At 71.4% G+C, this 22654-nt stretch carries 22 protein-coding genes and 1 pseudogene; 18 read left to right on the top strand and 5 right to left on the bottom strand.

The window, feature by feature from the left end:
• Positions 1-142: 142 nt before the first annotated feature.
• The 12 genes and pseudogenes from rplS to ACIA8O_RS37555 all read left to right on the top strand — a co-directional run.
• Positions 143-493: a 50S ribosomal protein L19 gene (rplS, locus tag ACIA8O_RS37610; protein ID WP_345285549.1), complete on the top strand. Its 351-nt coding sequence runs from the start codon at positions 143-145 to the stop codon at positions 491-493.
• A gap of 77 nt (positions 494-570) precedes the next feature.
• Positions 571-1440, top strand: a complete 870-nt coding sequence (gene lepB, locus ACIA8O_RS37605; protein WP_396298569.1) for a signal peptidase I — start codon at positions 571-573, stop codon at positions 1438-1440.
• Entirely contained in the window at positions 1424-2479 is a 1056-nt protein-coding gene (gene lepB, locus ACIA8O_RS37600) for a signal peptidase I (protein ID WP_396298625.1), read from the top strand. Before lepB (ACIA8O_RS37605) ends, lepB (ACIA8O_RS37600) begins: the two co-directional genes overlap by 17 nt.
• Before the next feature lie 237 nt (positions 2480-2716).
• The gene (gene lepB, locus ACIA8O_RS37595; RefSeq protein ID WP_396298568.1) at positions 2717-3628 is read left to right on the top strand and encodes a signal peptidase I; all 912 of its coding nucleotides are present in this window, start codon (positions 2717-2719) and stop codon (positions 3626-3628) included.
• A 162-nt stretch (positions 3629-3790) separates the two neighbouring features.
• The gene (gene lepB, locus ACIA8O_RS37590; RefSeq protein WP_396298624.1) at positions 3791-4534 is read left to right on the top strand and encodes a signal peptidase I; all 744 of its coding nucleotides are present in this window, start codon (positions 3791-3793) and stop codon (positions 4532-4534) included.
• A 40-nt stretch (positions 4535-4574) separates the two neighbouring features.
• Positions 4575-5108 (top strand): NUDIX hydrolase, encoded by a 534-nt coding sequence (locus ACIA8O_RS37585; RefSeq protein ID WP_396298567.1) that lies wholly within the window; start codon positions 4575-4577, stop codon positions 5106-5108.
• Positions 5105-5431 (top strand): DUF2469 domain-containing protein, encoded by a 327-nt coding sequence (locus tag ACIA8O_RS37580; protein ID WP_057232326.1) that lies wholly within the window; start codon positions 5105-5107, stop codon positions 5429-5431. Before ACIA8O_RS37585 ends, ACIA8O_RS37580 begins: the two co-directional genes overlap by 4 nt.
• Positions 5432-5625: 194 nt before the next feature.
• Positions 5626-6255, top strand: a complete 630-nt coding sequence (locus ACIA8O_RS37575; RefSeq protein ID WP_396298566.1) for a YraN family protein — start codon at positions 5626-5628, stop codon at positions 6253-6255.
• A gap of 1 nt (position 6256) precedes the next feature.
• A complete protein-coding gene (locus ACIA8O_RS37570) occupies positions 6257-7909 on the top strand; it encodes a YifB family Mg chelatase-like AAA ATPase (RefSeq protein ID WP_396298565.1) in 1653 nt (550 codons plus the stop codon).
• The gene (gene dprA, locus ACIA8O_RS37565) at positions 7884-9314 is read left to right on the top strand and encodes a DNA-processing protein DprA (RefSeq protein ID WP_396298564.1); all 1431 of its coding nucleotides are present in this window, start codon (positions 7884-7886) and stop codon (positions 9312-9314) included. The genes ACIA8O_RS37570 and dprA overlap by 26 nt, the downstream gene beginning before the upstream one ends.
• A gap of 273 nt (positions 9315-9587) precedes the next feature.
• Positions 9588-10487 (top strand): RNA polymerase sigma factor WhiG, encoded by a 900-nt coding sequence (gene whiG, locus ACIA8O_RS37560; RefSeq protein WP_396298623.1) that lies wholly within the window; start codon positions 9588-9590, stop codon positions 10485-10487.
• A gap of 190 nt (positions 10488-10677) precedes the next feature.
• Positions 10678-11226 (top strand): annotated as a pseudogene (locus ACIA8O_RS37555) (TetR/AcrR family transcriptional regulator); the annotation flags it as partial.
• 181 nt (positions 11227-11407) lie between these two features.
• On the opposite strand, the gene ACIA8O_RS37550 reads toward ACIA8O_RS37555, so the two are convergent.
• Complete coding sequence (locus ACIA8O_RS37550) at positions 11408-11995, bottom strand: M23 family metallopeptidase (RefSeq protein WP_396298563.1); 588 nt, start codon at positions 11993-11995, stop codon at positions 11408-11410.
• Between the two features lie 809 nt (positions 11996-12804).
• Here ACIA8O_RS37550 and rpsB point away from each other — a divergent pair.
• The 6 genes from rpsB (at position 12805) to rlmN (ending at position 18584) form a co-directional block, all read left to right on the top strand.
• Positions 12805-13665 (top strand): 30S ribosomal protein S2, encoded by an 861-nt coding sequence (gene rpsB / locus ACIA8O_RS37545; RefSeq protein ID WP_396298562.1) that lies wholly within the window; start codon positions 12805-12807, stop codon positions 13663-13665.
• Between the two features lie 131 nt (positions 13666-13796).
• Positions 13797-14636 (top strand): translation elongation factor Ts, encoded by an 840-nt coding sequence (tsf, locus tag ACIA8O_RS37540; RefSeq protein WP_396298561.1) that lies wholly within the window; start codon positions 13797-13799, stop codon positions 14634-14636.
• A 273-nt stretch (positions 14637-14909) separates the two neighbouring features.
• Entirely contained in the window at positions 14910-15665 is a 756-nt protein-coding gene (gene pyrH, locus ACIA8O_RS37535) for a UMP kinase (protein WP_396298560.1), read from the top strand.
• Between the two features lie 115 nt (positions 15666-15780).
• A complete protein-coding gene (frr, locus tag ACIA8O_RS37530; RefSeq protein WP_345285570.1) occupies positions 15781-16338 on the top strand; it encodes a ribosome recycling factor in 558 nt (185 codons plus the stop codon).
• Positions 16338-17387 (top strand): phosphatidate cytidylyltransferase, encoded by a 1050-nt coding sequence (locus tag ACIA8O_RS37525; protein ID WP_396298559.1) that lies wholly within the window; start codon positions 16338-16340, stop codon positions 17385-17387. The genes frr and ACIA8O_RS37525 overlap by 1 nt, the downstream gene beginning before the upstream one ends.
• 96 nt (positions 17388-17483) lie before the next feature.
• Complete coding sequence (gene rlmN, locus ACIA8O_RS37520; protein ID WP_396298558.1) at positions 17484-18584, top strand: 23S rRNA (adenine(2503)-C(2))-methyltransferase RlmN; 1101 nt, start codon at positions 17484-17486, stop codon at positions 18582-18584.
• A gap of 84 nt (positions 18585-18668) precedes the next feature.
• Here the strand turns inward: rlmN and ACIA8O_RS37515 are convergent, their stop codons facing one another.
• The 4 genes from ACIA8O_RS37515 to ACIA8O_RS37500 form a co-directional block, all read right to left on the bottom strand.
• Positions 18669-19817: a hypothetical protein gene (locus ACIA8O_RS37515; RefSeq protein WP_396298557.1), complete on the bottom strand. Its 1149-nt coding sequence runs from the start codon at positions 19815-19817 to the stop codon at positions 18669-18671.
• Positions 19818-19819: 2 nt separating this feature from the next.
• Positions 19820-20554, bottom strand: a complete 735-nt coding sequence (locus tag ACIA8O_RS37510) for an ABC transporter ATP-binding protein (protein ID WP_396298556.1) — start codon at positions 20552-20554, stop codon at positions 19820-19822.
• A gap of 209 nt (positions 20555-20763) precedes the next feature.
• Positions 20764-22140, bottom strand: coding sequence for an aspartate aminotransferase family protein (locus ACIA8O_RS37505; protein WP_345285580.1), 1377 nt, complete (start codon positions 22138-22140; stop codon positions 20764-20766).
• Positions 22137-22610 (bottom strand): Lrp/AsnC family transcriptional regulator, encoded by a 474-nt coding sequence (locus ACIA8O_RS37500; RefSeq protein WP_057232352.1) that lies wholly within the window; start codon positions 22608-22610, stop codon positions 22137-22139. The genes ACIA8O_RS37505 and ACIA8O_RS37500 overlap by 4 nt, the downstream gene beginning before the upstream one ends.
• Between the last annotated feature and the right edge of the window lie 44 nt (positions 22611-22654).

Below are 22654 nucleotides of genomic sequence, written 5' to 3'. Positions count from 1 at the left end.
CTGCCGTTGGGCTGCCTCCGTGGGAGCCAGTGGATCGGTGCCCCCGCCACGGGGGGATCATCGAAGACCGAAACGGCCCGCAGCACACCCCATTGTGACGAACTTCCGTGGGCGGCCCGTGGCGCCTGCGATGGAGAGCAACATGAGCAACAAGCTCGCTGCTGTCGACGCGGCCTCGCTGCGTTCCGACATCCCGGCCTTCCGCGCCGGTGACACCCTGAAGGTTCACGTCCGGGTCATCGAGGGCAACCGCTCCCGTGTCCAGGTCTTCCAGGGCGTCGTCATCCGTCGTCACGGCTCCGGCATCGGTGAGACCTTCACCGTTCGCAAGGTCTCCTTCAACGTCGGCGTGGAGCGCACCTTCCCGGTGCACACCCCGGTCGTCGAGAAGATCGAGGTCGTGACCCGTGGTGCGGTCCGCCGCGCCAAGCTGTACTACCTGCGTGACCTGCGCGGCAAGGCCGCGAAGATCAAGGAGAAGCGCGACCGCTGATCCTCCGGCCTCCGGCTCGTCCGGAGGCCCGGAACGCTCGGTCGGGGTCGAGTCCCTTCGGGATAGGCTCTGCCCCGATGAGCACGCAAGAACCTGTCGCGGACCGCGACGGCACGGCCGTACCCCAGGGTGCGGACTCGCCGTCGCGGTCCGCGTCCGTTTCGGCCCCCGCCACGGAGCCGGAGCCGGATCCGGATCCGTCGGAAGCCGAAAGAGCCGGAGCAGCAGCAGCCGACGGAACGGATGGCCCTGACGGGTCCGACGAGCCTGACGATTCGTCAGCCGGCTGGTCGACATGGGACCTCCTGCGGATCGGCGTGGTGTGCCTGCTGGTCCTGCTGCTGGTGAACGCCTTCGTGGTCCGCCCGTTCTCCGTCCCGTCCCGGTCGATGGAGGGCATCCTGCAACCGGGCGACCGCCTGCTGGTCAACCAGCTCGCCTACGCGTTCGGCGGGGAGATCGAGCGCGGGGACGTGGTGGTCTTCGACGGGACGGGTTCGTTCCTGCCTTACGCCGACGAGACACCGCCTGTGCGACGCTTCCTGTCGGCCGCGGGGCTGAGCCCCGGTGACGGCTCCGTGTACGTGAAGCGTGTGGTCGGCATCGGGGGTGACCGAGTGACGTGCTGTGGAACGGACGGGCGGCTCAGGGTCAACGGGGTGCCGTTGGACGAGTCGGCCTACCTGTACGCGGGTGACGCCCCGTCAGCGGTGAGGTTCGACGTCGTGGTGCCCGCCGGGAAGCTCTGGCTGATGGGCGACCACCGGAGCGCCTCCCGCGATTCGCGTGACCACCTCGGTGAGCCCGGCGGTGGTTTCGTGCCCGAGTCGAAGGTGATCGGGCGGGCGGACTGGATCGTCTTCCCGATCGGTCGCTGGACCTCCCTCGACCGCCCTGTGAGCTTCGCCCCGGTGGAGGGGACTGGTGGCCATGGGGGAGCGAGGTAGGGGACGCGCCTCCGCCTCGCCGCCCGGCGCCGGCATATCTGCCGGGATCGGAGCCACGGCCGGGACGGGCGCGCTGGGAGACGGCCCGCAGACCACGTCTGCCACAGGTGGGACAGCGTCCGCCTCGGCACCTGCGCCGCGCGGCCGGGCCGAACGGCGCCGCAGCGCGCGCCGGGCCGCCCGACGCCGTAGGCGGTCGCTGCTGCGCGAGGTGCCGTTGATCGGGGTGGTGGCCGTGCTGATCGCCCTGGCGCTCAAGACCTTCGCCGTCCAGGTCTTCGTGATCCCCTCGGGCTCGATGGAGCAGACCATCCAGATCGGCGACCGGGTGCTGGTCGACAAGTTCACACCGTGGTTCGGCAACGAGCCGTCCCGGGGTGAGGTGGTCGTCTTCAAGGACCCGGGCGGCTGGCTCGAACCCCTGCCCCAGGCGAAGGACGAAGGCGCCGTGCTGAGGACCGGCAAGCGACTGCTCTCGCACGTCGGTCTGCTGCCGTCCGACGACGAGCAGGATCTGATCAAGCGGGTGATCGGTGTCCCGGGGGACACCATCGAGTGCTGTGAGGCGACGGGCCGGCTGACCGTCAACGGCGTTCCGCTGGACGAGCCCTACCTGGCGCCGGGCAATGCGCCGTCGAAGCAGCCGTTCAAGGTCACCGTCCCCCCGGGGCGGCTCTGGGTGATGGGCGACCACAGGGAACTCTCCGCCGACTCGCGCTACCACCTCGGTGAGGCCGGTCAGGGCACCATCCCCATGGACAACGTGCTGGGACGGGCCTTCGTGATCGCGTGGCCGCTTCAGAGAATGAGTCAACTCGACGTTCCCGAGACTCTGTCGGCGCTTCCCGTGCATGCGGGGGCGGGGGAGCGTAGCGTTCCGGGGGCGGGCGGAGGAACGAGCGCACCTGACGGGACGAATCTCGCGGGTGCTCAGCCGGATCCGGCGAAACCTCCGCTCGTTATGGGTGTGTTGGGCTTCCTTCCGGCCCTCGTGCGGCCAAGGCGTGCGAGGGACCGGGACGGGCCATCCGTCCGCTGATTCGCGGGTACTGCCGTGTGGGAGCCCGGACGTGCTGGTCGGGAGTGGTAGAGAAGTGCTGGAGTGCTCGGTGCACGGTCCGATTGCCTCCGGCAGCACGGTCGGTGAGTCGGTGTCAGACCCCGCTTCGGCGGGCAGGGCTGATGCGGGCTGACGGCCCGTCGCGGAACGTGGTGCCCGCTGTGCGGCACTGTGAGCGCGGACGCGTGGGCGTCCGCACAGCTGGGAGGAGATGTTGTGGGGGATCTGGTGATCGGTGCCCGCTCTGGGGGCCCTGAGCCCGAGGGCGAGGGCCCCGAGCAGTTGGACGGCTCCGATCGACCCGGGCAGGCCGCTTCCGCGGCCTCGAACTCGACCGAGGAGACGCCGGAAGGCGGCGGGAAGAAGCAGGCCAAGCAGCGCTCGTTCTGGAAGGAACTGCCGATCCTGGTCGGCATCGCGCTGATCCTGGCACTGGTGATCAAGACCTTCTTCGTGCAGGCCTTCTCGATCCCCTCGGGCTCGATGCAGAACACCCTGCAGATCGGTGACCGGGTGCTGGTTGACAAGCTGACGCCCTGGTTCGGGGCCGAGCCCGAGCGCGGAGAGGTCGTGGTCTTCCACGACCCGGGCGGCTGGCTGAGCGACGAGCCGACGCAGCAGAGCGACAATGCCATCGTCCGCGGCATCCAGGAGGCGCTGAGCTTCGTCGGCCTGATGCCTTCGGCCAATGAGAAGGACCTCATCAAGCGGGTCATCGCGGTCGGTGGCGACACCGTCGAGTGCGAGGGCACCGGGCCGGTCAAGGTGAACGGGATCGCGCTCGACGAGCCCTACATCTACCCGGGCAACACGCCGTGCGGCGACAAGCCGTTCGGCAAGGTGAACGTCCCCGAGGGTCGCATCTGGGTGATGGGCGACCACCGGGCGGACTCGCTCGACTCGCGCTTCCACCAGGACCAGCCCGGTGGCGGCACGGTGCCCGTGGACAACGTGGTCGGCCGCGCCTTCGTGGTCGCGTGGCCCATCGGCAACTGGGCCACTCTTCCGGTCCCGGACACCTTCGACCAGAAGGGCCTCGCGGCTGCCGCACTGCCGTACGCGCCGCCGGTGGCGGGCGCGGCCGTCGCACTGCCGGCGGTCTGGTGGCTGCGGCGGAAGCGCGGCTGAAGGCTGATCCGGCTGCTTCCGGGCAGCGCTCGGCTCTTGCGCGGGCCGTGGTACCGGCGAGTAATCTGCTCGCACGTGCCACGGCCCGTCGGCTTTTCCGGCCCCGCCGCGGCCTGCCCGTGCTGAGTGCGGGCCGACCAGGAGGTGGCGACGTTGAGCGGTGTGATGAGCCCGGTGGCCCCGGTCCCGGCGGGGAAGAAGCCCGGACGACGTCCGGCGGCCTTCGTCCAGGGGCTGGTGATCGGCCTCGGCTTCCTGCTGATGGTCGGCTGCTTCGCGGTGATCGCGGTGCAGTACCGGCCGTACCGGATCCCGACGCAGTCGATGGAGCCCACCTTGCGTGCGGGGGACACGGTGGTGGCCCGGTCGGTGCCGGCCGACAGCATCGGCCGGGGCGATGTGGTGGTCTTCCGGGACGCGCTGTGGGGCAACAGCACGATGGTCAAGCGGGTGGTCGCGACCGGCGGCGACACCGTGGTCTGCTGCGACGCCCAGCACCGGCTCACGGTGAACGACCACCCGGTCGACGAGCCCTACGTGGCTGATCCGAAGCTCGATGACCAGCGATTCTCCACGACCGTCCCCGAAGGACGCCTGTTCCTGCTGGGCGACCACCGGCTCGGCTCGCTCGATTCGCGGACCCACCTCGACCTGGCGGGCGGTACGGTGGCGGCGACCGAGGTACTGGGACGGGTGGACGCCACGGTCTGGCCGGCCGGCCGTGCGGGAGTGAGCGAGCGTACGGCTGCCTTCGACGGCCTGCCGGGTCGGTCCGCGGCCGAGGCCGGGCCGATCGGGCCGCTCGCGCTCGGAACGGTGCTCGGCGCGGCGCTGATCCTGCTGGCCTCGTTGGTCGGGGGAGTGGCGTCGCTGGTTGGGCGGCGGAAGCGAGCCGGGAGGAGCTGAGCCGCGAGGCCGTGCCGGGGCGGTGACGGAGGAGTCGGCGATGACGCTGGAGCGGCGTCGAGCGGCGCGGGTGCTGCTGCTCGACGGTGAGGACAGGCTGCTGCTGTTCCGCGGTGTGGATCCCGCGGTCCCTGGTGTGTACTGGTGGTTCACGCCGGGAGGGGGAGTCGAGCCCGGTGAGGAGCTGCGGGACGCGGCCCTGCGAGAGCTGGCCGAGGAGACCGGGCTGACCGGGGTGGAGCTCGGACCGGTGGTGGCGTTCGACACGGTGACCTTCTCCTATCTGGGAAGGGGGTACGAGCAGGACCAGTGGTTCCACCTGGCGCGGACCGCGAGCACCGAGCTGCGGGTCCCCGAAACGGACGAGGCCGAGCACGCCCAGCTGCTGACTGCCCGTTGGTGGACGGTGGCCGAACTCCGGGAGACCGGGGAGACGGTCTATCCGGTGGAGCTGGCCGATCTGGTGGAGCGGTTGCTGGCCGATGGTCCGCCAGTCCGGCCGGTAAGGCTCTGCGGACGAGCGGGGTGGTCCACAATGGGGTGGACGTATCGAGCTGAGGGGACCCCTGGATGAGTGCCGAAGACCTCGAGAAGTACGAGACCGAGATGGAGCTCAAGCTCTACCGGGAGTACCGGGATGTCGTCGGCCTGTTCAAATACGTGATCGAGACCGAGCGGCGTTTCTACCTGACGAACGACTACGAGCTTCAGGTCCACTCGGTGCAGGGCGAGGTCTTCTTCGAGGTCTCGATGGCGGATGCCTGGGTCTGGGACATGTACCGGCCTGCCCGGTTCGTCCGCAAGGTGAGGGTGCTGACCTTCAAGGACGTCAATATCGAGGAACTGGCGAAGAGTGATCTGGAGCTCCCGTCCGACGACGCGTCGTTCGGGAACTGATCCGCGGCAGCGGTCGAACTGCTGCCCGGAACGAGACATTGGACCGCTGACCACCGGTCTGTCCAGGGTGAATTCTCGGCACCACTCTTCCGAGTGAGCTCCGTTGTCCACAGCCCCGGGTTTTCCACAGGCTGAGAGCACTTCCGACCCGTCGTCTGTCCGTCACGGCAACCTCCGGCATGGAGGTGATTGCCGTGCAGAGTTCCAACACCGGCCTCGGCCGGTACGGCGAAGAAGTCGCGGCCCGCTGGCTCACCCAGGGCGGTCTGCAGATCCTGGAACGCAACTGGCGCTGCGCCGAGGGCGAGTTGGACATCGTCGCCCTCGACGGGGACACCCTCGCCGTCTGCGAGGTGAAGACGCGCTCCGAGCGTGGCTTCCAGCAGCCCCAGGAGGGCATCGACCAGACCAAGGCCGAGCGCCTGCGCCACCTCGCCGAGCGCTGGTTGGGCGAGCGCTGGCCCGAACACTTCGACCGGCTGGCGAGGGCGGTCGAGGCGGCTTCCGGATCATCGGACGGACCGTCAGCCGGCCAACCGGCCGGGGCTCCACCGTCCGGAGCCGGCGCCGAGGGAGGAGCCGGTGAAGCCGAGTCGCCGGGGACGGGGGCGCGTACGGGCTCGGGCAAGGCCACCGGCGGCAAGACAGGCAGCACCAAGGGCGGCCGCGCGAAGGCAGTGAAGGGCGGCAGCCAAGCGGCTGGACCGGAACAGTCGATCCGGTCGGTCCCGCTGCCGCCCGGTGGCGTCCGCATCGACTTGGTGGCGGTGGTCAACCGCCTCAAGGGCGCGGCCCTGGTCGAGCACCTCAGAGGGGCGGTCTGAGATGGCCTTCGCCCGCACCTGCTCGGTGGCCCTGGTCGGGGTGGACGGCGTGGTGGTGGAGGTTCAGGCGGACCTGGAGCCCGGCCTGGCCGCCTTCGCCCTGGTGGGGCTGCCCGACAAGGCGCTCTCCGAGGCGAGGGACAGGGTGAGGGCGGCCGTGGTCAACAGCGGGGAGACCTGGCCCCAGCGGAAACTGACGGTGGGTCTGAGCCCGGCCTCGGTCCCGAAGGGCGGCAGCGGCTTCGACCTGGCCGTGGCCTGCGCGGTGCTGGCCGCCGCCGAGAGGCTCGAACCTGCCGCCATCGCCGACCTCCTGATCATCGGTGAGCTCGGTCTGGACGGACGGGTCAGGCCGGTCCGGGGAGTTCTTCCCTCCGTCCTGGCGGCCGCCGAGGCCGGCTACCGGCAGATCATCGTGGCCGAGCAGACCGCTGCCGAGGCTTCCCTCGTCCCCGAGGTCTCGGTCCAGGGTGTCCGCAGCCTTCGCCAACTCATCGCCCTGCTGACCGGTGCCCCGGCCCCTGACGAGCCTGCGTCCCAGACGGACGGGCGCCGCGACCCTTCGGTGGCCGGGCTGCTCCTGCCGGGAGCCGGCATCCGGGGGCTCACGGCCGAGAAGGCCGCCTTGCTCGACCTCGCTGACGTGTCCGGGCAGCAGGAGGCCCGCCAGGCCTTGGAGATCGCCGCCGCCGGAGGTCACCACCTCTACCTGAAGGGGCCGCCGGGCGCGGGCAAGACGATGCTCGCCGAACGGCTCCCGGCCCTGCTGCCGCCGCTGACCCAGTCGGAGGCACTGGAGGTGACGGCAGTGCACTCGGTCGCCGGTCTGCTGCCCGTGGACCGGCCGCTGATCGACAGCCCGCCGTACTACGCGCCGCACCACTCGACCACGATGCCCGCGATCGTCGGCGGGGGGAGTGGGTTTCCCAGGCCGGGGGCGGTCTCCTTGGCACACCGGGGGATCCTCTTCCTCGACGAGGCACCGGAGTTCCCCGTCCGGGTGCTCGATGCGCTGCGGCAGCCGTTGGAGTCCGGCGAGGTGACCATCGCCCGGTCGGCCGGGTCGGTCCGGTTGCCCGCCCGGTTCCAACTCTGCCTCGCGGCCAATCCCTGTCCCTGCGGCCGGCATTCGCGTCGTGGCGAAGGGTGCGAGTGCACACCCACGATGGTGAGCCGCTATCAGGGCAGGCTCTCCGGGCCGCTGTTGGACCGAGTGGACCTCCAGGTCCAGGTGGCGCCGGTGACCAGGGCCGAGTTGATGGGTCGTGAGGGGAGGGCCGAGAGTACGAAGGAGGTGGCCATCCGGGTGCTGGCAGCTCGCGAGCGCGCCGCCGCCAGGATGGCCGAGACGCCGTGGCGCACCAACGCGGAGGTCCCCGGCCACACTCTCCGCACCCGATGGCAGGTGGCGCCGGGCGCCCTGATCGACGCGGAGCGGGAGCTGGAGCGAGGCCTGCTCACCGCCCGCGGACTCGACCGTGTGCTCCGGGTCGCCTGGACGGTTGCGGACCTGTGCGGACACCCCAGCCCGACCAGGGTCGACGTCCGGACCGCGCTGCAGCTGCGGACGGGCGTCCAACGCGGCCTCCCCGCCGCGGATCGGCCCGCCCACCCCGAAGGAGAGCCGGGTGACCACTTCGAGCTCGAGCCCTGACACCCGTCGCGGCCTTCCCAGCCGAGCCGTCCCCAACTCCGCCGACACCGTGGAGGTGCAGGTGAACCGCATCCGGCCCACCGTCGCCGAGCCCGAATCCGTGCCCCAAGCCGAGTCCCGGTCAGAGCCCCGGCCCAAGCCCAACTCCGAGCCCCACTCCGGGCCTCGGGCCGAGTTCGATCCCGGGAGCCGGACCGACCAGCAGCCCGAGCGCGAGCACACCGCCGAGGACTGCGCCAGCGACGGCACACATCCCCCTTCCTGGCAGGACAACCCCGAGCGACGCGCGAGGGCCGCGCTCTCCCGCCTCATCGAACCGGGCGACGCCGTGATCGGCCGTTGGCTCGGTCAGGTGGGCGCGGTCAGCCTGATCGAGGCGATCCACCGCCGGGCGGAGCCCGGGTACTTGGACATGGACGCCGACCGCCTCGCCGCCTACCAGGCCCGGCTGCCGCTCATCGACGTCGACGGAGACCTGGAACGGGTGCGGTCACTCGGTGGGCGGTTCATCATTCCGGGCGACACCGAATGGCCCTCCCAACTCGACGACCTGGGGGACGGCCGGCCGATCGGCCTCTGGATCCGAGGCTCGGGCTCCCTCCGGATGCTCGCCCTGAGGTCGGTCTCGATGGTCGGAGCCCGGGCCTGCACCTCCTACGGAGCCCACGTGGCGGGGGAGCTCGCCGCCCAACTCGCCGAGCGGGGCTGGGTGGTCGTCTCCGGAGCGGCGTACGGGATCGACGCGGCCGCACACAGAGGCACGCTCGCGGTCGGCGGCGTGACCCTCGCGGTGCTGGCCAGCGGGGTGGACGTGGCGTACCCGGCGGGCAACTCCGAACTGATCGCCCGGATCGCGGCGCAGGGGCTGCTGCTGAGCGAGCTGCCCCCGGGTGAACACCCCAACCGGTTCCGCTTCGTCCTGCGGAACCGTGTCATCGCTGCCCTCACCAGGGGCACCGTCGTGGTGGAGGCGGCCCTGCGCAGCGGTGCCCTGAGTACGGCCCGCCGGGCCCGTGACCTCAACCGGCACACCATGGGCGTGGCCGGCCCGGTCACCTCCGAACTCTCGGCCGGGGTCCACGCGCTGATCCGCAGCGGCGCGGCCACCCTCGTCACCGACGCCGCCGAGGTCAACGAGCTCATCGGGGCGATCGGCGACGACCTCGCGCCGCGCCGGTCCGGGCCGGTTCTTCCGCGGGATCTGCTGACGCCGAACGTGGCCAAAGTGCTGGAGGCGGTTCCGGCCACCGCGGAGGGCGCGCCGCTCGAAAGACTGGCTCGGCAGGCAGGGCTCTCGCAGGACGAAGTCCAGCAGCGGCTGTACGAGTTGGGGTCACTCGGCTTCGTCGAGAGGTGCGGAGCCCACTGGCGGCTGGCACGTCGGGCGAGGTCCGGTCGGGGGTGACGACCGGCCGGACCGGCGGAGCGCGACGCGCCGAGCGCAACCACCGGATCGAGGGACGACCGAGTGGCGGTAGCACTGTGCAGCGACTCGATCACGCTACGCTCCCAGTGGCTTCCCTATCAGCACATGACTCGGCAGAACGGCGCAGACCAACGTATGCCCACACACATTCCCGGACACAGGGTGACCGGTGGCCTCCGGTCCTCGGGAGGGCCAGGGCCGGGGGCCGAGGTGCGCCCGGCCGCCGAGGGACCGGCCAAGGCAGCAGGCGTGATGGGTGTGACCCGGCAGGCTGGCCGGGCACACACCAGGGGGAACGTGGAGGAGACGGCGGCCCAGCCGGGAGCCCGGCCGCCGGCCGCACGGCGGCAGCAGGCGTCGGTGGTTCCCCCCGAGGGCACGGCCACTGACGAACGGTCAGCCCTGGAGGTGCTCTGGCGCTCCTACAAGGAGTCCGGCGACGCCAGGCTGCGGGAGCAACTGATCCTGCACTACTCGCCATTGGTCAAATACGTGGCCGGCCGGGTCGGGGTCGGGCTCCCCGCCAACGTCGAGCAGGCGGACTTCGTCTCCTCCGGGGTCTTCGGCCTGATCGACGCGATCGAGAAGTTCGACATCGACCGCGCGATCAAGTTCGAGACCTATGCCATCAGCCGCATCCGCGGCGCGATCATCGACGAACTCCGGGCGTTGGACTGGATCCCACGCTCCGTCAGGCAGAAGGCCAAGGCGGTCGAGCGGACCTACGCCACGCTGGAGGCACGGCTGCGCCGCACTCCCCACGAGCCGGAGGTCGCGGCCGAGATGGGGATCGCGATCGAGGACCTGCATGCGATCTTCAGTCAGCTCTCGCTCGCCAACGTGGTGGCGCTGGACGAGCTGCTGCACCCGGCCGGGGACGGAGGTGACCGGCTGAGCCTGATGGACACCCTGGAGGACACCGGAGCCGACAACCCCGTCGAGATCGCGGAGGACCGGGAGCTGCGCCGGCTGTTGGCCACGGCGGTCAACACCCTCCCGGAGCGGGAGAAGACGGTGGTGACCCTCTACTACTACGAGGGGCTCACGCTCGCCGAGATCGGGCAGGTTCTCGGCGTCACCGAGAGCCGGGTCAGCCAGATCCACACCAAGTCGGTGATCCAGCTCCGGGCCAAGCTCTCCGAGATCTGCTGACGGGGCGGCAGGAACCGCCGACGAACAGGTGGCGGCAGGGCCACAGCCAGGGCTGTCCAGTGACAGGGCGCGCGCCGGGTGGTGTGCGCCGGGTTCCCCGGGGCGTGCTCGGACGGATTCGCGAGGCACCGTCACCGGAGCACGCCCGGCTCCGTACAGTAGGAGCGTGCCTAAGATCCGGGCGGCCACCGTGGCCGAGCATCGCCAGCTGCAGCACGCGGCGCTGCTCGACGCTGCCCGCACCCTGCTCACCGAGGGGGGCATGGAGGCGCTGACCTTCCCCGCCCTCGCGGCCCGGGCCGGTCTCGCGCGCTCCTCGGTGTACGAGTACTTCCGTTCGCGGGCGGCGGTCGTGGAAGAGCTCTGCGCCATCGACTTCCCGCTCTGGGCCGCCGAGATCGAGGCGGGGATGGCCGCCTCCGACGCTCCGGAGGAGAAGGTCGAGGCCTACGTCCGTGGGCAGCTCGCGCTCGCGGCGGACCCCCGGCACCGGGCGGTGGTGGCGATCTCGGCACTGGAGCTGAGCGACGAGGCACGGGAGCGGATCCGGGCGGCCCACCACACCCTGGTGGATCTGGTCGTACGGGCCTTGGAGGATCTCGGGCACGACCAGCCCAGGGTGGCGGCCGCGCTGCTCCAGGGGGTGGTCGAGGCCGCCGTCCGCCAGGCCGAGCGGCCGGGCGGCCCGGGCCCCGGTCCGGTCTCCGACTCCGCCGTCTCGATGGTGCTGCACGGCGTCTGCCCGGCCCACCGTGCAGTGGCCGCCGACCCCGCTGGCTCCGCCAGCCCCGTCGGCTTCGCCGATTCTGCTGACTCCGCAGGCGCGCAGCACACCGACGCCCCGCTCGCGGACTGACGGAGACCGCCCTCGACGGGCGGCCCCACACGGTCATCCGCTCCGACCGCTCACCACGACCGCCTCACCGCACGTCGAGCGGCAGCAGCCGCGCCCGCCCGGTGCCCAGCAAGGCCAGCGGATCGAGGTAGCGCTTCCCGCGCAGCAGCCCCCAGTGCAGACAGCCGCTGGCGCAGTGCCCGGTCCCGGTGGTCAGCTCGCCGATCGGCTGTCCGGCCGAGACCGCTGTGCCGACCGGGACACCGGTGACCGGCAGGTAGGTGGTGCGCAGGGCCGGGCTCCCCGAGCCGGGGTGAGTGACCGTCACCACCGGACGGCCACCCACCATCCCCGAGAACGAGACCACACCGGGAGCGGCCGCCCGGACGGTGTCGCCGACCGAGGCCGCCAGGTCGACGCCCCGGTGGCCGGCTGCCCACCGCACCGGCGGCGGGTCGAACCGCTGGAGCAGTCCGCTCCGCCCGCCCACCGGCCAGGCCCGCCCGGGCCCCGGCCCGACGGCAGGGTGGCCCGCCGTGACGGCCACGGGCAGGGCCACGGCCCCGGCCACGCCCACGCCCACGCCCACCGCCTCCCGCGTCGCGCCGCGGGCCGTCGGTGGTTCCACCCCGACCAGCAGCACCGCGGTCAGCAGGACCGCCAGCAACAGCACCAATCGCCGGTCAGGCCTCCCGGGCGGCCCGGATCCGGGCCCGCCGGGTCCACCGGGCGCCAGGACGAGCCCACCGGAAAGGGACACGGCATGGGCCAGCCCCGGAGAGGAGGCCCCGGCACGGCGGCGGAGGCGGAAGCGGTTGCGCCGGCCTGGCCGGGAAGAGGGGAACGGGAGCGGCATCACACGACAGGTGGAAGGAACGGAGGAAACGGTCATGCCGTGCAGGGTCCCGACCGCTACCCGCCCCCGGCCACCACCCGGCTCCGCCCTGTGGACAAGGCCGCCCCTGTGGACAGCCGCCGTCGCCCACAGGAGTGAACCCGAAATGGCCGGACGGTCTGCGCAGCCCGGCTGCCCGCCCGCCTGCAGCAGCCCACAGCCCGCCCAGAGCCCGCCCGCAGCCCGCAGCCCGTCTGCCTCCCGCCCCCCCGGCTGCCCTCCAGCCTCCCCCGCCCTCCTCCTCGCGCTCCCTCCGGTCCGTTCCCCACAGCGCCGGAGTCGCTCCTCGCTCGGGGCTTCCCGTACACTTCACACGCGACCCGGTCTCCCGGGTCGACTTCGCACGCCCCGCCACCGGCGGCCAGGCCACCCGCGAGGAGGCCGCCAGCCCGGTGCGAGTGCCGCTCGGTCCGCCGAGCCCGGTGCGGTCAGGACTCCGGTCCCGACCGACGCCAGGCCGAGCGGCTCGGCACGTCCGGGGCGTCAGGCGTGACGGTCGCCCGACCGTCGCGGGACAACCGAGAACCCCTGGCACCCCGCGGTCCGCACGGACCCGGCGCGCCGGGCAGAGCACAAGGAGCACGGCCATGGCCGTCGTCACGATGCGGGAGCTGCTGGAGAGCGGCGTCCACTTCGGTCACCAGACCCGTCGTTGGAACCCGAAGATGAAGCGCTTCATCTTCACGGAGCGCAACGGCATCTACATCATCGACCTCCTGCAGTCGCTGAACTACATCGACCGCGCCTTCGAGTTCGTCAAGGAGACCGTTGCCCACGGCGGCAGCGTCCTCTTCGTCGGCACCAAGAAGCAGGCCCAGGAGGCCATCGCCGAGCAGGCCACCCGCGTGGGCATGCCCTACGTGAACCAGCGCTGGCTCGGCGGCATGCTGACCAACTTCTCGACCGTCTACAAGCGCCTGCAGCGCCTGAAGGAGCTCGGCGAGATCGACTTCACGGACGTGGCCGGCTCCGGCCTCACCAAGAAGGAGCTCCTGGTCCTCCAGCGCGAGCACGACAAGCTGGAGAAGACCCTCGGCGGTATCCGCGACATGCAGCGCGTTCCCAGCGCCGTCTGGATCGTGGACACCAAGAAGGAGCACATCGCGGTCGGCGAGGCCCGGAAGCTCAACATCCCGGTCGTCGCCATCCTCGACACCAACTGTGACCCGGACGAGGTCGACTACAAGATCCCCGGCAACGACGACGCGATCCGCTCCGTCACCCTGCTGACCCGCGTCATCGCCGACGCCGTCGCCGAGGGCCTGAAGTCCCGCGCCGGTGTCGCCAAGGGCGATGTCAAGGCCGAGCCGGGCGCCGACCAGCCGCTCGCCGACTGGGAGAAGGACCTCCTCGAGGGCGAGAAGAAGGCCGAGGAGACCCCCGCCGCTGCCGAGGCCACCGAGGCCCCGGCCGCCGAGGCTCCGGCCGTCGAGGCCGAGCAGGCCTGACGTACCAAGGGTGAGGGGCACCCGCCGGTACGACACCGGTAGGTGCCCCTCTCTCCCGTGCCGGGGCCCGGTCACCACCTCCCCGGCACCACTCCCCGCAGACACGCGAGACGCGAGAAGAGATTCACACCATGGCGAACATCTCCGCCGCGGACGTCAAGAAGCTCCGTGAGCTCACCGGCGCCGGCATGATGGACTGCAAGAAGGCTCTGGACGAGGCCGAGGGCAACGTCGAGAAGGCCGTCGAGCTGCTCCGCATCAAGGGTCAGAAGGGCGTTGCCAAGCGCGAGGGCCGTGACGCCTCCAACGGCGCCGTCGCCTCCCTGATCGCCGAGGACAAGAAGTCCGGCGTTCTGGTCGAGCTGAACTGCGAGACCGACTTCGTCGCCAAGGGCGGCAAGTTCGTCGAGGTCGCCGACGCGATCGCCGCCCACGTGGCCGCCACCTCCCCGGCCGACCTGGACGCCGCCCTGGCCTCCGAGATCAACGCCGGCCAGACCGTCCAGCAGTACGTGGACGAGGCCAACGCGACCCTGGGCGAGAAGATCGTCTTCCGTCGCTTCGCCCAGTTCGACGGTGACGGCTTCGTCGCGGTCTACCAGCACAAGTCCGACCCGGACCTGCCGCCCACCATCGGCGTCCTGGTCGAGCTGGACAAGCCGAACGCCGAGATCGCCAAGGACGTCGCGCAGCACATCGCCGCCTTCGCGCCGAAGTACCTCTCCCGCGAGGAGATCCCGGCCGAGGACCTCGAGAACGAGCGCCGCGTCGCCGAGGCCACCGCTCGCGAGGAGGGCAAGCCCGAGGCTGCCCTGCCGAAGATCGTCGAGGGTCGCGTCACCGGCTTCGTCAAGGAGAACTCCGTCCTGGAGCAGGCCTTCGCGAAGGACAACAAGAAGACCGTCGCCAAGGTTCTCGAGGAGAACGGCGTCACCCTCAAGCGCTTCGCCCGCTTCCGCGTCGGCGCCTGAGACCCGTTCCCAGCGCTTCCCGCCTAAGGTAGGAACCGCCCGGCCGCCCACCACAGGCGCGGCCAGGAACGCGCCGAACTGGCTCGACCAGCGCCACGAAGTCAACGGGCGGGCCACGTCGGCACCATGAACGACGAGGAGGCCATTGCCGTGCAGGAGACCGTACCGGTTCCCGCGGCAGTGGCCTCCTCGCGTGTACGCGCAGGTGAAGGGGCCCGGCAGCGCCCGCCGGTGGCCCCGCCTGCGGACCAGTAGGTGGAGAAGGAGAAGTCGATGACGGAGACGCAGGAGACCGGGCAGGACGGCGGCCGCCGCCGGGTACTGCTCAAGCTGTCCGGTGAGGCGTTCGCCGGTGGCGGTGGCCTCGGCGTCGACCCGGACGTCGTGCACAAGATCGCCCGCGAGATCGCCACGGTGGTCCGGGGCGGCACCGAGGTGGCGGTCGTGATCGGCGGCGGCAACTTCTTCCGGGGTGCCGAGCTCCAGGTCCGCGGCATGGACCGGGCCCGCTCCGACTACATGGGCATGCTCGGCACCGTGATGAACTGCCTGGCGCTCCAGGACTTCCTGATCAAGGAAGGCATCGAGACCCGGGTCCAGACCGCCATCACCATGGGCCAGGTCGCCGAGCCGTACCTCCCGCTGCGGGCCGTCCGGCACCTGGAGAAGGGCCGCGTGGTCATCTTCGGTGCGGGTATGGGCATGCCGTACTTCTCCACCGACACCACCGCCGTGCAGCGCGCCCTGGAGATCCACGCCGAGGTGCTGCTGATGGGCAAGAACGGCGTCGACGGCGTGTACGACTCCGACCCGCGCACCAACCCCGAGGCGGTCAAGTTCGACTCGCTCGACTACACCGAGGTCATCGCGCGTGACCTCAAGGTGGCTGACCTGACCGCCATCACGCTGTGCAAGGACAACGACCTGCCGATCCTGGTCTTCGAGCTGCTGGCGGAGGGCAATATCGCCCGCGCGGTGAAGAGTGAGAAGATCGGCACACTCATCAGCCAGGACTCCACCCGGGCCTGAGCGGTCGGCAGCCGACGGTCCGTCAGCCGGCGGGCCGTCACCTGAGCAGCAATCAGCCGTCCGGGGCACCTACCGGTACGGGACAACAGCAGATGTACGGGACAGGGAGCAGACAGTGACCGAAGAGATCCTCTTCGAGGCCGAGGAGAAGATGGAGAAGGCCGTCCAGGTCGCGAAGGACGACTTCGCGGCCATCCGGACCGGCCGGGCCCACCCGGCGATGTTCGCCAAGATCGTCGCCGACTACTACGGCGCGCTGACGCCGATCAACCAGCTGGCCTCGTTCTCGGTGCCGGAGCCCCGGATGGCGGTCGTCACGCCGTTCGACAAGACCGCGCTCAAGAACATCGAGACCGCGATCCGCGACTCCGACCTGGGCGTCAACCCGTCCAACGACGGTTCGATCATCCGCGTGGTGCTGCCGGTCCTCACCGAGGAGCGCCGCCGCGAGTACATCAAGCAGGCCCGCGGCAAGGGCGAGGACGCCAAGGTCTCGATCCGCTCCATCCGCCGCAAGGCCAAGGACGGCATCGACAAGCTCGTGAAGGACGGCGAGATCGGCGAGGACGACGGCCGCCGCGCCGAGAAGGAGCTCGACGACGTCACCGCCCGCCACGTGGCGCAGATCGACGAGCTGCTGAAGCACAAGGAAGCCGAGCTGCTCGAGGTCTGATGCACGACGCTCCCGGGCGCCCGGCCTCGGCGCCCGACCGCTCTGCTGCGACCGCCCCCGGGCCGGAGTCCTCCGGTCCGGGGGTCGGTGCACCCCAAACGGGTCACGCGCGGCAGCGCCCGGTGTACCGACCGGGCACCCCGGCACAGACTCCTGTCATGCCGCACCACCCCACCCCGACGTCCGCCCCAGGGCAGGAGACAGCCGTGGCCCAGCCCGACCAGCAGCCCCGCAAGCAGCGGGGCGGCCGCAACCTCCAGGCTGCGATAGGGGTCGGGGTCGGCCTCGGTGCGGTGATCGTGGCCTCGCTGTTCTTCGTGAAGGTGCTCTTCCTCTTCGTGGTGATGGCTGCGGTCGGGGTCGGCATCTGGGAGCTCACCAGCCGGCTCGCCGAGCGCAAGCAGGTCAGCGTCCCGCTGGTCCCGCTGGTGGCGGGCGGCATCGCCATGCTGGCCGCCGGCTACTGGGCCGGGCCCGAGTGGGCCGCCGCCGCGCTGGCGCTGACCGGGCTCGCGGTGATGGTCTGGCGGATGTCGCAGCCGCCGGAGAACTACCTGCGCGACATAACGGCGGGCATCTTCACCGCCTTCTACGTGCCGTTCCTGGCCACCTTCGTGGTGATGATGCTGGCGGCCGAGGACGGGCCCTGGCGGATCCTGCTCTTCCTGGTCGTCACCATCTGCAGCGACACCGGGGCCTACGCGGTCGGCTACAAGTTCGGCAGGAACAAGCTGGCCCCCGCCATCAGCCCGGGCAAGACCCGGGAGGGCCTGGCTGGCGGCATCGGGCTGTCGATGATCGCGGGCGCACTGCTGATGCAGTACGTGATCGACGACGGCGTCTGGTGGCAGGGCCTGATCCTGGGCGCCTGCGCGGCCGTCACCGCCACCCTGGGCGACCTGGCCGAGTCGATGATCAAGCGCGACCTCGGCATCAAGGACATGGGTACCCTGCTCCCCGGCCACGGCGGCATCATGGACCGCTTGGACTCCCTGCTCCCGACCGCCCCGGTGGTCTGGCTCCTGCTCGCCGCCTTCGTCGGCAGCTGACGGGCACCGCCGCGGAGCACCGCTGACGCACCCTCAGGAAGGGCCCCGGACGCCGTAGCGTCCGGGGCCTTTTCGATCTGAGACACTGGATGAATCATGCCTAAGCCCGGAGAACTCACCTTCGTCGCGCCGCGTGGCGCCAAGCCCCCGCGACACCTCGCCGACCTCTCGGCTGCCGAGCGGAAGGCGGCCGTCGCCGAGCTGGGCGAGCAGCCGTTCCGCGCGAAGCAGCTGTCGAACCACTACTTCGGCCGGCTCTCGGACGACCCCTCGCAGTGGACGGACATGCCCGCCGCCAGCCGGGAGAAGCTGACCGAGGCGCTGCTGCCGGACCTGATGTCGGTGGTCCGGCACGTGTCCTGCGACAACGACGAGACCCGCAAGACGCTGTGGAAGCTGTTCGACGGCGTGCTGGTCGAGTCGGTGCTGATGCGCTACCCGGACCGGGTGACGATGTGCATCAGCTCGCAGGCGGGCTGCGGGATGAACTGCCCGTTCTGCGCGACCGGCCAGGCCGGGCTGACCCGGAACCTCTCCACCGCCGAGATCGTGGAGCAGATCGCCGCGGGCATGCGTTCGCTGCGCTCCGGCGAGATGCCGGGCGGTGAGGCGCGGCTGTCCAACGTGGTCTTCATGGGCATGGGCGAGCCGCTCGCCAACTACAACCGGGTGCTGGCCTCGATCCGCCGGCTGACCGACCCGGCGCCGGACGGCTTCGGCCTCTCCCAGCGCGGCATCACGGTCTCGACCGTCGGCCTGGTCCCGGCCATGTACCGGTTCGCGGACGAGGGGCTCTCCTGCCGCCTCGCGCTCTCGCTGCACGCGCCGGACGACGAGCTGCGCGACGAGCTGGTGCCGGTGAACACCCGCTGGAAGGTCGAGGAGGTGCTGGACGCCGCGTGGAACTACGCGGAGAAGTCCGGCCGCCGGATCTCCATCGAGTACGCGCTGATCAAGGACATCAACGACCAGGCGTGGCGGGCCGACCTGCTCGGCCGTCTGATCAAGAACCACCGGGTGCACGTGAACCTGATCCCGCTGAACCCGACGCCGGGTTCGAAGTGGACCGCCTCGCGGCCCGAGGACGAGCGGGAGTTCGTCCGCCGCCTCCAGTCGCACGGCGTGCCGACCACGGTCCGGGACACCCGAGGCCAGGAGATCGACGGCGCCTGCGGGCAGCTGGCGGCGGCGGGCTGACGGCCGGTCAGGCAGCGACGGGGAGGGCCCGGTGGACGGAGCGTCCACCGGGCCCTTCCGTACGTCAGGGGTCGGGCGTCGGGGTCAGGAGAGCGCGCCGGCCGCCAGGGCGGCGGTCAGACCGCCGGTCAGCAGCAGGACGGTCCCCGCGGTGAGCACCCGCAGCACGGCGGCGCCGAACAGCAGCCCGGGGGCGGCGCCGAGGCGGAGCAGGGTGGAGCTGACGGACCGTCGGGAGTGGCGGACCTCGTTGGCCCGGGCGGCCACGGCGGCGGCCGCGCAGGAGATCACCAGGACGGCGGCCAGGCCGGTCAGCGCCTCGCCGGTGCCGGGGCGGTCGCCCCAGTGGCGGAAGGCGGTGAGCACGGCGGCCGCGGTGAGGGCGAGCACCGCGAGCGGGGCGGCGAGCCGGCGGGCCTCGGCGGTGAGGCCGCGGCCGGCCAGCAGGCGGATCGGGGCCGGGCGGCCGAGTGCGAGCACCCGGCCCGCCAGCGCGAGCAGGGGTCCGGTGAGCAGGGCCAGGCCCAGGGCTGCCATGGCCCAGCCGGTGAGCGCGGCGTGGCTGGTGTCGCCGAGGCCGCCGGGCAGGTCGACCGGGCGGCCGTCGGCGGCGGCGCCGGGCCGCAGCCCGTACAGCTCCAAGGCGGTGCCGGCCACCAGGAGGCCGAGGCCGGTGGCGGTCAGGGCGGTGGGGAAGCCGGTGCGGGCGGTGGGCCCGCCGCCGGTGGGCAGCGGGTCGGCGGCCGGGACGGCGAGGGCGGCGCACAGGCCCGCGGCGAGCGGGACGAGGGCCAGCAGGGTGAGCGGGGCGGCGGCCGGGAGCGGGGTGCCCATGCCGAGGTCGGCGGCGAGCGAGGGTCCGGCGATGTCGTTGCGCAGCACCAGGAAGGCGAGCAGGGCGAGCAGGCTGCCGAGGGTGCAGGCGAGGGCGATCTCGCCGGCGATCAGCAGCCGGATCCGGACCGGGCCGGCCCCGGCGGCGGTGAGGCCGTTGATCCGTTCGGGCCGGGCGGCGGGCACCGCCCGGGCGGCTGCGGCGGCGAACCAGCCGACGGCGGCCAGCGGCGGCAGGCACCAGAGCAGCCGGGGGAGCGCGTCGGTGCCGGGGGTGCCGAGGGCGCGGCCGAGGGCGCGCAGCAGCAGCGCCGCCACCAGGGCGGCGGCGGTCGCGGTGAGCAGCCAGCGGAGCAGGTCGGAGGCCCGGTAGCCGCGGGCGAGGCGGAGGTAGAGCATGCTCAGCGCCCCGCGGGAACGGTGCCGGCCTGCTGCCCCCGGCCGACCGGGACGGCCGGGCCGGTGAGCCGGCCGTCGGCGAGCGCGACGGTGCGGTCGGCGTACCGGGCCAGTTCCGGGTCGTGGGTGGCGAGCACCAGGGTGAGCTGGTGGGAGCGGGCGGCGGTGGCCAGTATCCGCAGCACCTGGTCCTGGGCCTCGCGGTGCAGCGGGGCAGTGGGGTCGTCCGCGAAGACCACCGGGGGCAGCGGGGCGAGGGCGCGGGCCACCGCGATCCGCTGGCGCTGGCTCTGCACCAGCTCGGCCGGGCGCTGCTTGGCGTGCTCGGCCACGTCCAGCCGCTCCAGCCACTCGGCGGCCGCAGTGTGGGCGGCCTTGTGGCCGACGCCGGAGAGCAGCAGGGGCAGGGCGACGTTCTCGCGGGCGGTGAGCTCCGGCACCAGGTGCGGTTCGGAGCCGACGAAGCCGAAGCGTTCGCGGCGCAGCCGCTCGCGGCCGGCCCGGCCGAGGGTGTGCACGGGGGAGCTGTTGAACCAGACCTCGCCCTCGTCCACCGGGAGCAGGCCGGAGAGGCAGCCGAGCAGGGTGCTCTTGCCGGAGCCGCGGGGCCCGGTGACGGCGAGGACCTCGCCCTCCCGGACGCCGATCGAGACGCCGCGGAGGGCGGGGGTGCCGTGGTGGGACTTGACGATCCCCCGGGCCCAGAGCACGTCGTTGTCGGGCGGGGCCGCTGACATGAGGTCCATCCTGTGCCGAACGCGGATATGACAGTCGTCAGATTAGAACGACCGGGGCGGGTCGGGGATGCGGCACACTGAGCCGTTCAGGGGGCATTCCGGTCCGAAGAGTGACGAATCCGGCGTGTTGATCACCGGAAAACGCCGGAGGCGGCCCCCGGAAGGAGGCCGCCTCGGGCGGAGGGTGGGACGGAGGGCCGGTCAGGCCGTCAGATCTTCGCCCACGCGTCGGTCAGCGTCTGCCGCAGGATCTGCTCGATCTCGTCGAAGGTCGACTGGTCGGAGATCAGCGGCGGCGCCAGCTGGATGACCGGGTCGCCACGGTCGTCGGCGCGGCAGTAGAGGCCGTTGTTGTACAGCTCCTTGGAGAGGAAGCCGTACAGCACGCGCTCGATCTCGTCGTCGTTGAACGACTCCTTGGTGACCTTGTCCTTCACCAGCTCGATGCCGTAGAAGTACCCGTTGCCGCGGACGTCGCCGACGATCGGCAGGTCGTGGAGCTTGCCCAGGGTGCCGAGGAACTTCGACTCGTTGTCGAGCACGTGCTGGTTCAGGCCCTCGCGCTCGAAGATGTCGAGGTTGGCCAGCGCCACCGCGGAGGAGACCGGGTGGCCACCGAAGGTGTAGCCGTGCAGGAAGGCGTTGTCGCCCTTGTAGAACGGCTCGGCGAGGCGGTCCGAGATGATGGTGGCGCCGATCGGGCTGTAGCCCGAGGTCATGCCCTTGGCGCAGGTGATCATGTCGGGCTGGTAGCCGAACTTGTCGGCGCCGAACATGGTGCCGAGGCGGCCGAAGGCGCAGATGACCTCGTCCGAGACCAGCAGCACGTCGTGGCGGTCGCAGATCTCGCGCAGGCGCTGGAAGTACCCGGGCGGCGGCGGGAAGCAGCCACCGGCGTTCTGCACCGGCTCGACGAAGACGGCGGCGACGGTGTCGGCGCCCTCGAACAGGATGGCCTGCTCGACCTGGTCCGCGGCCCAGCGGCCGTAGAACTCCGGGTCGACGGTGCCGTCCGGGCCCGCGAGGTACTCGGGAGCGCGGTAGATGTTGGTGTTCGGCGCCTTGTGGGTGCCCGGCACCAGCGGCTCGAACGGGGCCTTCAGGCCCGGCAGGCCGGTGATGGAGAGGGCGCCCTGCGGGGTGCCGTGGTACGCGATGGAGCGCGAGATGACCTTGTGCTTGGTCGGCTTGCCGGTCAGCTTGAAGTACTGCTTGGCCAGCTTCCAGGCGGTCTCGACGGCCTCGCCGCCGCCGGTGGAGAAGAAGACCTTGTTCAGGTCGCCCGGGGCGTAGTTGGCCAGGCGCTCGGCCAGCTCGATCGCCTTCGGGTGGGCGTAGCTCCACACCGGGAAGAAGGCGAGCTCCTTGGCCTGCTTGGCGGCGGCCTCGGCCAGCTCCTCGCGGCCGTGACCGGCCTGGACCACGAACAGGCCGGCGAGGCCGTCGAGGTACTTCTTGCCCTTGTCGTCCCAGACGTAGACGCCCTCACCACGCACGATGGTGGGGACGGGGTTCTTCTCGTACGACGACATGCGGGTGAAGTGCATCCACAGGTGGTCGTAGGCGGTCTTGGAAAGGTCCGTCATCTGGTGCCCCAGGTGTAGGTCTGTTTCCGGAGCTTCAGGTAAACGAAGCTCTCGGTGCTCCGCACGCCGGGAAGGGCGCGGATGCGCTTGTTGATCAGTTCGAGCAGGTGCTCGTCGTCCTCGCAGACCAGCTCGGCCAGCAGGTCGAACGAGCCTGCGGTGCAGACCACGTAGTCGACCTCGTCGAGGGCGGCCAGCGCGTCGGCGACGGGCTCGATGTCACCTTCGACGTTGATCCCGACCATCGCCTGCCGGGTGAATCCGACGGTGAGGGGGTCGGTCACGGCGACGATCTGCATCACGCCCTGGTCGAGCAGCTTCTGGACCCGCTGGCGCACGGCCGCCTCGGACAGGCCGACGGCCTTGCCGATGGCGGCGTACGGGCGGCGCCCGTCCTCCTGGAGCTGCTCGATGATCGCCTTGGAGGCGGCGTCGAGGGGAACGCTGGCGTTCCGGTCGCGGTTGGCCACGTCGCCACTGTGCCTGATCGTTTCGTCAGGCGCAACTGCTCTCG

It is taken from the genome of Kitasatospora sp. NPDC051853 (assembly GCF_044452665.1).
Taxonomy (GTDB): domain Bacteria; phylum Actinomycetota; class Actinomycetes; order Streptomycetales; family Streptomycetaceae; genus Kitasatospora.
Note: the sequence above shows the minus strand (reverse complement) of the source record. Positions and strands in the feature narration are given on the sequence as shown.